Raw genomic sequence first — 9,355 nt, 5'->3', positions numbered from 1 at the left:
CCCCACGGCCGTGCGGGGCCCGGTTTGACCCCCCGGAACCAGCCCCGTAACCTAGACCGTCGGCGTGTCTTGAACGATTACCGTTCAACGTGCGTCGCGCTCCTGAGCACCTTCCTCCCACATCGTCCGCGCGAGCGGACGGGTCACGGGAGAGGCCGCTCGTCCAATCCGGATCACCGTGGGCCCCGGCCCGCGTGAGTGGCTGGCTTCAGGAGCATCCGTCCCGAGTGAGAGAGAGATCCGCGTGTACGCCATCGTGCGCAGCGGTGGTCGCCAGCACAAGGTTGCTGTCGGCGACATCGTTGAGGTTGACAAGATTTCCACTGCCAAGGTTGGCGACACGGTCGAGCTCTCGACCCTGCTCGTTGTCGACGGCGACGCCGTGACCAGCGACCCGTGGGTGCTGGCCGGGATCAAGGTTCAGGCCGAGATCGTGGACCACCACAAGGGCGCCAAGATCGACATCCTGCGCTACAAGAACAAGACCGGCTACCGCCGTCGCCAGGGTCACCGCCAGCAGTACACGGCGATCAAGGTCACCGGTATCCCCACGGCTGCGAAGTAAGAGGGACTGAGACATGGCACACAAGAAGGGCGCATCGTCCACCCGGAACGGGCGCGATTCCAATGCTCAGCGGCTCGGCGTGAAGCGCTTCGGCGGTCAGGTCGTTTCCGCTGGTGAGATCCTCGTCCGCCAGCGCGGCACCCACTTCCACCCGGGTTCGGGTGTGGGCCGTGGCGGCGACGACACGCTGTTCGCGCTGCTGCCCGGTGCCGTCGAGTTCGGCACCCACCGCGGTCGCAAGGTCGTCAACATCGTTCCGGCCGCCTGATCCAGCTCCTGCTGATCAAGGCGTACTGAACTCCCCGAGGGCGGATCTCAACTCTTCCCGGCGCATGCCGGGAAGAGAGGTCCGCCCTCGGCGCGTTGTCATATGGACACGTTAAATGGGTAGCAAGGCCTGCCCGGGACATTCCCGCATGTATCTGGAGGAACAACCATGACCACCTTCGTGGACCGCGTCGAGCTGCACGTCGCCGCGGGTAACGGGGGCCACGGCTGCGCCTCCGTTCACCGGGAGAAGTTCAAGCCGCTCGGCGGCCCCGACGGCGGCAACGGCGGCCGTGGCGGCGACGTCATCCTGGTGGTGGAGCAGGCGATCACCACCCTGCTGGACTACCACCACAGCCCGCACCGCAAGGCGACCAACGGTCAGCCCGGCGCGGGTGACAACCGCTCCGGCAAGGACGGCCAGGACCTGATCCTGCCCGTCCCGGACGGCACCGTCGTCCTCGACAAGGAGGGCAACGTCCTCGCCGACCTCGTCGGCCAGGGCACCACCTACGTCGCGGGTGAGGGCGGCCGCGGCGGCCTCGGCAACGCCGCGCTCTCCTCGGCCCGCCGCAAGGCGCCCGGCTTCGCGCTCCTCGGCGTCCCCGGCACCACCGGCGACATCGTCCTGGAGCTCAAGACCGTCGCCGACGTCGCGCTGGTCGGCTTCCCGAGCGCGGGCAAGTCCTCGCTGATCTCGGTGCTCTCCGCCGCCAAGCCGAAGATCGCGGACTACCCGTTCACCACCCTCGTCCCGAACCTGGGCGTCGTCACCGCCGGCTCGACCGTCTACACCATCGCCGACGTCCCGGGCCTCATCCCGGGCGCCAGCCAGGGCAAGGGCCTCGGCCTGGAGTTCCTGCGCCACGTCGAGCGCTGCTCGGTACTGGTGCACGTCCTCGACACCGCCACCCTGGAGTCGGACCGCGACCCGCTCGCCGACCTCGAAGTCATCGAGGAGGAACTGCGGATCTACGGCGGCGGCCTGGAGAAGCGGCCCCGCCTCGTCGTCCTCAACAAGGTCGACATCCCCGACGGCCAGGAGCTCGCCGACATGGTGCGCCCCGACCTGGAGGCCCGCGGCTACAAGGTCTTCGAGGTCTCCGCGGTCGCCCGCACCGGCCTGAAGGAGCTGTCCTACTTCCTCGCCGAGGTCGTCGCCAAGGCCCGCGCCCGCAAGCCGAAGGAGGAGGCGACCCGCATCGTCATCCGTCCGAAGGCCGTCGACGACTCCGGCTTCACCGTCACCTACGACGAGGTCGAGGACGTCTACCAGGTGCGCGGCGAGAAGCCCGAGCGCTGGGTCCGTCAGACCGACTTCAACAACGACGAGGCCGTCGGCTACCTCGCCGACCGGCTCAACCGCCTCGGTGTCGAGGACGCGCTGAAGAAGGCCGGTGCCCGTGCCGGCGACGGTGTGGCCATCGGCTCCGACGAGAACTCCGTCGTCTTCGACTGGGAGCCGACCATGATGGCCGGCGCCGAGATGCTGGGTCGTCGCGGCGAGGACCACCGCCTGGACGCACCGCGCCCGGCCACCACGCGCCGCAAGGACAAGGAAGCCAAGCGCGGCGACTCCTCCCAGCAGGAGTACGACGAGTTCCGCCCGTTCTGATCCCGCGGCCGCGGGGGCTTGAAGCCGGCTTTACACCGTTCGCCTAGGATCCTCCGGGTGAACAGCAGCAATTCCGGCAATGACGCCGCCGCGGCCCCCGCCGTCTCCGTGGTGGTGATCGCGTACAACGACGCCGGGCTCGTGGGCGAGGCCGTTTCCTCGGCCCTCGCCCAGGGCCCGGTGGTCGCCGAGGTCATCGCGGTCGACGACGCCTCCTCGGACGGGACCGGCCGGGTACTGGACGAGCTGGCCGCCGCCCACCCGCGGCTGAAGGTCGTCCACCGCACGGACAACAGCGGCGGCTGCGGCACCCCCCGCAACGACGGGATCGCCGCCGCGACCTCCCCGTACGTCCTGTTCCTGGACAGCGACGACGTCCTGCCCCCCGGCGCCGCCGCCGCGTTGCTCGCGGCCGCCGAGGAACACCGGGCCCCCGTCACCGTCGGCGCCTGCGTGCGCCGCGAACTGCCCGAGGGCCGCGACGTGCCGTGGATGCCCGGCCTGCACACGCCGGGCGAGGTCATCGAGCGGCCCGCCGACCGGCCCGAACTGGTCCGCGACACCCTCTGCGTCAACAAGCTGTACGAACGCGCCTTCCTCGACGAGCACGGCATCCGGTTCCCCGACGGACGCTTCGTCTACGAGGACTTCCTCTTCACCGCGCGCGTCCTCGCCGCCGCACCCCGCATCGCCGTCATCGGCGACCTCGTCTACGTGTGGCACGTGCGCCGCAGCGCCGCCCGCAAGTCGATCTCCCTCGACCGCGCCGACGTCAGCAACTGGCGGGCCCGCGTCGAGGCCCACCGCGCCGCCGCCGCCACCCTCGCCGAGGCCTCCCCGGAGCTCGGCCGGGCCTGCCGGGTCAAGTTCCTCGACTACGACCTGCGGATGTACCTGCGCGAACTCGGCCAGGACCCCGACTACCGGACCGCCTGGTGGGAACTCACCCGGGCCTACCTGGAGGGCTTCACCGAGGCCGACGTCGAGGCCGCCCCCGCCCGCGCCCGGTGGACCGCGCGCGTCCTGCTGGCGGCCGGGGCCCCGCCCGCCGACGTGGAGCGGCTGACCCGTCTCGCCGCCGAGCCGGCCCGGCTGCAGCCCCCGTACGCCACGGACCCGGCCGGGCTTCCGGTGTGGAGCGAGGAACTGCCCGTCGCCCTCGACGGCCTCGCCGCGCTGCCCGTCGCGGAACTCCCCGTCACCGTCGACGCCGAACCCGCCGGGGGCGGCGCCGTCCGCCTCCGCGTCCGCGACCTGTACGGCCGCCTCGCGCAGGCCGGGCCGCAGACCGTGACGCTGACCTTCCACCCCCGGACCGGGACGGAGCCCGTACCCGCCCGGCCCGTGGAACTGCGCCCCGCCGCCGACGGCGACGGCTGGACCGCCGAGGTGCCGCTCCGCCCCGCCGCGCTGGCCGCCCTCGGCCGCAGCCGCGGCCTGCGCGGCATGCAGGCCTGGGACGTCCGGGCAGGCGTGCACTGCGCCGACGGGAGCTCCCTGGTCACCTCCCTGCGCCCCCTGGGCGGTCTGCTCCGTCGCCGCGCACTGCCCAGCAGCCGGTACGGTGTTCTGCTGGCGCAGCCCTACCGGACGGCGGCGGGAGCACTGGCCCTGCGCCTGGCACCCGGCGCCGGGGGCGCCCTGACCTTCGTACGCAACCGCCTCGACCGCGCCCGCACGCGCCGGTCGCGCTAGAGCTCGGGAGACACGCATGACCTTTCTGATCACCGGTGGCGCCGGCTACATCGGCGCGCACGTCGTTCGCGCGATGCTGCTCGCCGGGGAGGAGGTCGTCGTGCTCGACGACCTCTCGACGGGCAACGAGGACCGGGTTCCGGAGGGCGTCCCGCTGGTTGTCGGATCGGTCCTGGACCGGCTGGTGCTCGACGACACGATCCGCCGCCACCACATCACGGGCGTCGTGCACCTGGCGGGCAAGAAGCAGGTCGGCGAGTCCGTCGAGAAGCCGATGTACTACTACCACGAGAACGTGCAGGGCCTCACGGTGCTGCTCCAGGCCGTGGCCGCCGCGGGCATCCGCAACTTCCTGTTCTCCTCCTCGGCCTCCGTCTACGGGATGCCCGACGTGGACTCGGTCACCGAGGAGACCCCCTGCCTGCCGCTGAGCCCGTACGGCGAGACGAAGCTGGCCGGCGAGTGGTTGGTCCGCGCCGCCGGCAAGGCGCACGGCATCTCCACCGCCTGTCTGCGCTACTTCAACGTGGCGGGCGCCGCCACCCCCGAGCTCGCGGACACCGGGGTCTTCAACCTCGTCCCGATGGTCTTCGAGCGCTACGACGCCGGTGAGGGCGCGCGCATCTTCGGTGACGACTACCCGACCCCGGACGGCACCTGCATCCGCGACTACATCCACGTCGAGGACCTCGCCGAAGCCCACGTGGTGGCCGCGCGCCGGCTCGCCGAATGGGGTGCGGCGGGGGACCACAAGGACCTCACCGTCAACATCGGCCGCGGCGAGGGCGTCTCCGTCAAGGAGATGGTCGAGCTGCTGAACGAGGGCACCGGCCACACCCACGCGCCGGTCGTCACCCCGCGCCGCCCCGGTGACCCGGCGAAGGTCGTGGCATCGGCCGACCGGATCGCCGCCGAGCTGGGCTGGAAGGCCCGGCACGACGTCCGCGAGATGATCACCTCGGCGTGGGCCGGCTGGGAGGCCAACAAGGCGGCCACCCGCCGGGACCCGCACAAGGACGTCCACGCCGTCTGACCCGTCACACCGACGAAGCCGCCCGCCCCGGACGTTTCCGGGGCGGGCGGCTTCGTCGGTGGTCGCGGGTCAGCGGTCCAGGAACGCGAACAGGGCTTCCCAACGGTCGGTGATCTCGTCGCTGGAGAAGCGCCGCACGCTGCGGAAACCGGCGTCACCGAGCCGGTCGCGCAGGGCCGCGTCCGACATCAGGGCATCCAGGTGCCCGGCGAGTTCCATGGTGTTGCCGAGACGGGCCAGCAGCCCGTCCTCGCCGTGCTCCACGATCTCCCGCACGCCCGGCGCGCAGTCGAAGGCGGCCACCGGAAGGCCCGCCGCCATCGCCTCCAACAGGGTGATCGGGAAGCCCTCGGCGCGGGAGGCCTGGGCGAAGACCGACGCCCCGCGCAGGGCGCCCAACACGTCGTCGGTGCTGCCCATCCACTCCACGCAGTCGTCGAGCCCGAGCGAGGTGCAGTGCGCCCGCAGGGCCTTCTCCTCGACGCCGGCGCCGTGGATCCGCAGGACCCAGTCGGGATGGTGCGGGGCGGCGTCCGCCCACGCGTCGAGGAGCAGGTCCACGCCCTTCTCGAAGGCGAGCCGGCCGACGCTCGCGACGACCTTCGAGGTCCGCGGGGCGGGGGAGTCGGGCATGAACGGCAGCGGGTTCGGCATGCTGTCGACGTTCTCCATGCCCGCCCGGATCCACAGGTCGGCGTCCTCCGGGGTCAGTACCAGCAGCCGGTCGACCTGGGAGTAGTGCCGGCGGACCCGGTCGCCCCGCGTGGACTTGTGGCTGGCCTCGAAGGACTCGTGGCTCATGCCGATCACCGACAGCCCCTTGGTGTCGGCGAGGGCCACCCACTCCATCGCCCAGACCTGGGTGACGATGACCACCGCTCCGGGCCGGGCCGCGCGGAAGAGACCGCTCAGCGTCTCCGCCCGGTCCCGCATCCCGGCCCGCCGGACCGCCTGCCGGCGGCGCTCGGGGGCGTTGAGCCTGCCCTTGATGCCGTGCAGCCGGCGCGCCTTCGGCGGGTGCGCGTCGTAGAGCGTCGTCGTCGCGTACGGCAGGTCGGCGGGCAGCTTCTGGCGGATCTCGTCGGCGACGGGGGCGATGCCGACGACGTGCACCCGGTGCCCGCGGTCGGTCAACAGCCGGGCCATCTGGTGCGACCAGGTGGTCACCCCGCCGAGCTCGTCCACGCTGTTGGAGACGAGGAAGACGTCGCGGCCGCCCGGCGCTGCGGACTCGTGGGGCTGCTGGCTCACTTGCCGCTCCTGGTGAAGAACTTCTCGACGATCCGGCGGGCCGCGTCGCCCCGGTCGTACTCGCCGAACTCGGTGAGGAAACGCTGACGGGCCTCGGCGTACTTGGCGTCCGCCTCGTCGAAGGCCGCGACCGCCTGCATCAGCTCGTCGGCCGTGGACACGACCGGGCCCGGCGCCTTCTCCTTCAGGTCGAAGTACGTGCCGCGGATGTCCGTCGCGTACGCCTCGTAGTCGTAGGCGAAGAACAGCATCGGCCGGTCCAGCACCGCGTAGTCGAACATCACGGACGAGTAGTCGGTGATCAGCCCGTCGGCGAGGGCCAGCAGCGGGGTGATGTCGTGGTGTCGGGACACGTCGAGGACGCGGCCCGCGACCGACGGCGGCAGCGACACGCTGTTGAGGTAGTGCGTGCGCACCAGCAGGGTGAAGCGGTCGCCGAGCCGGTCGGCGAACTCCTCCACGTCGAAGGGGAACTCGAAGTTCTCCACCGTGCCGTCCGCGTTCGCCCGGAACGTCGGCGCGTACAGCAGCACCTTCTTGTCCGGGTCGATGCCCAGTTCCGCGGCGAGCGGCCCGCGCAGCCGCTCCCCGCTGTCCGCCTCGGCGCGGTGCGCCTCGACCAGGGCGTCGTTGCGCGGGTATCCGGTGCGCAGCAGGACCTCGTCGCGCAGCCGGAAGCCCTTGGCGAGGGTGCGGGCGTCGTGCTCGGAGCGGATCAGGAAGTGGTCGAAGCGGTCGACGGCCGCCTGGAAGCGGTCCTGCCCGGCCTTCCCCTGCGCCTTGGTGCGCGGCTCGTGGAACCCCATCCGCTTGAGGGCGGACCCGTGCCAGGTCTGGATGTACGTGGTCCCCGGGCGCTTGGTCAGGGCCAGCGGGAAGCCCTGGTTGTCGACCCAGTACTCGGCCTGCGCGAGCGCCCGAAGGTAGGGCCAGCTCCAGCGCCGCACCAACGTGGCCTCCTTGGGGAAGCCGGTGGGCTTGCCGCCCGCGTACGACCAGATCGCCTCGAAGGGCGCGCCCTGGCGGACGAGCTCCTCGTAGATGGCCTTGGGGCTGTCGCTGTACTGCTTGCCCATGTGGCTCTCGAAGACGATCGTGCCCTTCTTGAGGGGCAGCTTCGAGAAGACCTCGTGGTAGACCTTCACCTTCTGCTCGCCCGAGCCGATGTTGCGGCGGGCCTTCAGCGCGCGGCGCAGGCCGCGCTTGACCACTCCGGCGGCCCTGCCGTGCATCGCGCTGCTGATCAGCGTCTGGGTGCGGACGGCAGCGGCGCCCTCGGCGGTCAGGACGTAGGAGAGGTTGCCCTTCTTGGTCATCTCCGGCTCGAAGCGGTCGGAGACGAGCCGGGTCAGCCGCGGGCGCACCCGCAGCCGGGAGGCCGAGTCGAGGTCGACGCCGCCGACGGAGACGCGCGTCGTCACCCGGTCGGAGCCCGCCGTCAGCTTCAGCCGTACGTCCCAGACGGCGTCGATGATGCCGAGCGGGCGGACGGTGCTGCCGACGTCGGCCGTGGTGGACCACTCGATCGAGTCACCGGCGTGACGGACGGTTGCCACCGGGAAGCTGAACGAGCGGACGCCGATCTGCCGCCGGGCCCGGAATTCGAGCGAGGCCTTCAGCTCGGTGTCGGGCCGGATCCGACCCAGCGGGTTCACGATGGAACCGGCCAGGGTGACGGTGCCGCGCCCGTCGTCCTCGTAGGAGGTCAGACGGTTGCCCGGGCACAGGGAGGAGAGCGGGGCGGTGTGGAAGCCCTGCTCGGTGACGTCCAGTATCCGGCGGCCCTCGGCGTCGTCGAGGTGGCCGGCGCACCAGTAGACGCGGCCGTCGCGCTCCGCGAGCGGGGAGGACAGCCGTCCCTTGTTGGTCATCGCGTCGGCCGCGGCGAGGAGGTTGTCCCAGTCCTCCTTGCCGAGCAGGTAGGCGCAGATGGCCTGGAGGTGGCTGACGTTGTCGTACGCGGCGGGGTCGAGGTCCGCGAGGTAACCGTTCGCCAGCCGGGCGAACTGCTGCCGGTAGTCGTCACCGAGGAGCGGCAGGTCGCGCAGGTGCAGCACCAGGTCGTGCTTGAGGAACTTGGCGTCCTTCGCCGACTTGATCGCGGTGTGGCCCTTGGCTGCGAGCAGCTCGTCGACGCGGCGGTGGATCTCCATCCGGTGGACGAAGTTCGCGATCTCGTGGCGCCGGTTGCTGATCGACTTCGCGGCGGCCTTCTCGACCACGTTCCAGAAGTAGACGTGGTTCGGGATCAGGGTGATCCGCCGGGCGGCCACGTAGGCCTGCGCGGAGAACAGCAGGTCCTCGTAGTGGATGCCGACCGGGAACTCCAGGCCCTGCTCCAGCAGGAACTCGCGCCGGTAGCACTTGTTCGTCGACAGGGTGTCGTAGACCAGCAGGTCCGGGTACTCGGTGATCGACTCCAGCGTGCGGGTGTGCGCGTAGATCCACGGGTACCACTCGGTGGTCTTGTTCCACCGGTTGTCCAGGTGCACGCGCACGCACATGCCCGACACCAGGTCGGAGCCGGTGCGCTCGGCGGCCGCCAGCATGTTCCGGCAGGCGTTGCGCTCCAGTACGTCGTCACTGTCCAGGAACATGACGTACGTGCCCGTGGCCTGCTGGATGCCGTGATTGCGGGGCGCGCCGCAGCCGCCGCTGTTCTCGGGCAGCTGGAAGGCGCGCACCCGTCCCGGATGCGCCGCTTCCAGCTCCTTGGCGACCGAGTAGGACCCGTCCTTGCTGCAGTCGTCCACGATCACGACTTCGACCCCGCGCAGGGTCTGGTCCAAAACCGATTGGACGGCTGTCTGCAGACGCTCTGCGTCGTTGTAGACGATGACGACCACGGAGACGTCAGGCACGTGCACCTCGATCCCTTCGTTCCATTCCGCTTATCCCGTCAAAGCTACCGTGTGCCGCACGCGACTCC

General features: G+C 71.0%; 7 protein-coding genes. 5 read left to right on the top strand and 2 right to left on the bottom strand.

The window, feature by feature from the left end; all coding sequences use genetic code 11:
* The first annotated feature begins 244 nt into the window (after nucleotides 1–244).
* The 5 genes from rplU (at nucleotide 245) to galE (ending at nucleotide 5,175) form a co-directional block, all read left to right on the top strand.
* A complete protein-coding gene (gene rplU / locus ACFVS6_RS37680) occupies nucleotides 245–565 on the top strand; it encodes a 50S ribosomal protein L21 (RefSeq protein ID WP_030159347.1) in 321 nt (106 codons plus the stop codon).
* 13 nt (nucleotides 566–578) lie between these two features.
* Nucleotides 579–833: a 50S ribosomal protein L27 gene (gene rpmA, locus ACFVS6_RS37675; RefSeq protein WP_362876795.1), complete on the top strand. Its 255-nt coding sequence runs from the start codon at nucleotides 579–581 to the stop codon at nucleotides 831–833.
* A gap of 168 nt (nucleotides 834–1,001) precedes the next feature.
* Entirely contained in the window at nucleotides 1,002–2,447 is a 1,446-nt protein-coding gene (gene obgE, locus ACFVS6_RS37670) for a GTPase ObgE (protein WP_389711048.1), read from the top strand.
* A 57-nt stretch (nucleotides 2,448–2,504) separates the two neighbouring features.
* A complete protein-coding gene (locus ACFVS6_RS37665; RefSeq protein ID WP_389711047.1) occupies nucleotides 2,505–4,142 on the top strand; it encodes a glycosyltransferase in 1,638 nt (545 codons plus the stop codon).
* A gap of 16 nt (nucleotides 4,143–4,158) precedes the next feature.
* A complete protein-coding gene (galE, locus tag ACFVS6_RS37660; RefSeq protein ID WP_389711046.1) occupies nucleotides 4,159–5,175 on the top strand; it encodes a UDP-glucose 4-epimerase GalE in 1,017 nt (338 codons plus the stop codon).
* 69 nt (nucleotides 5,176–5,244) lie between these two features.
* On the opposite strand, the gene ACFVS6_RS37655 is transcribed toward galE, so the two are convergent.
* Together ACFVS6_RS37655 and ACFVS6_RS37650 are read right to left on the bottom strand one after the other, a co-directional pair.
* On the bottom strand, nucleotides 5,245–6,426 hold the full coding sequence (locus ACFVS6_RS37655; RefSeq protein WP_389711045.1) for a glycosyltransferase: 1,182 nt from the start codon (nucleotides 6,424–6,426) through the stop codon (nucleotides 5,245–5,247).
* Complete coding sequence (locus tag ACFVS6_RS37650) at nucleotides 6,423–9,293, bottom strand: CDP-glycerol glycerophosphotransferase family protein (RefSeq protein WP_389711044.1); 2,871 nt, start codon at nucleotides 9,291–9,293, stop codon at nucleotides 6,423–6,425. The genes ACFVS6_RS37655 and ACFVS6_RS37650 overlap by 4 nt, the downstream gene beginning before the upstream one ends.
* Nucleotides 9,294–9,355: the final 62 nt, after the last annotated feature.

The organism is Streptomyces sp. NPDC057939, from assembly GCF_042887545.1.
In the GTDB taxonomy this organism is placed as follows: domain Bacteria; phylum Actinomycetota; class Actinomycetes; order Streptomycetales; family Streptomycetaceae; genus Streptomyces.
The sequence above is the reverse complement of the archived record's forward strand: the minus strand, read 5'-3'. Positions and strand labels throughout refer to the sequence as shown.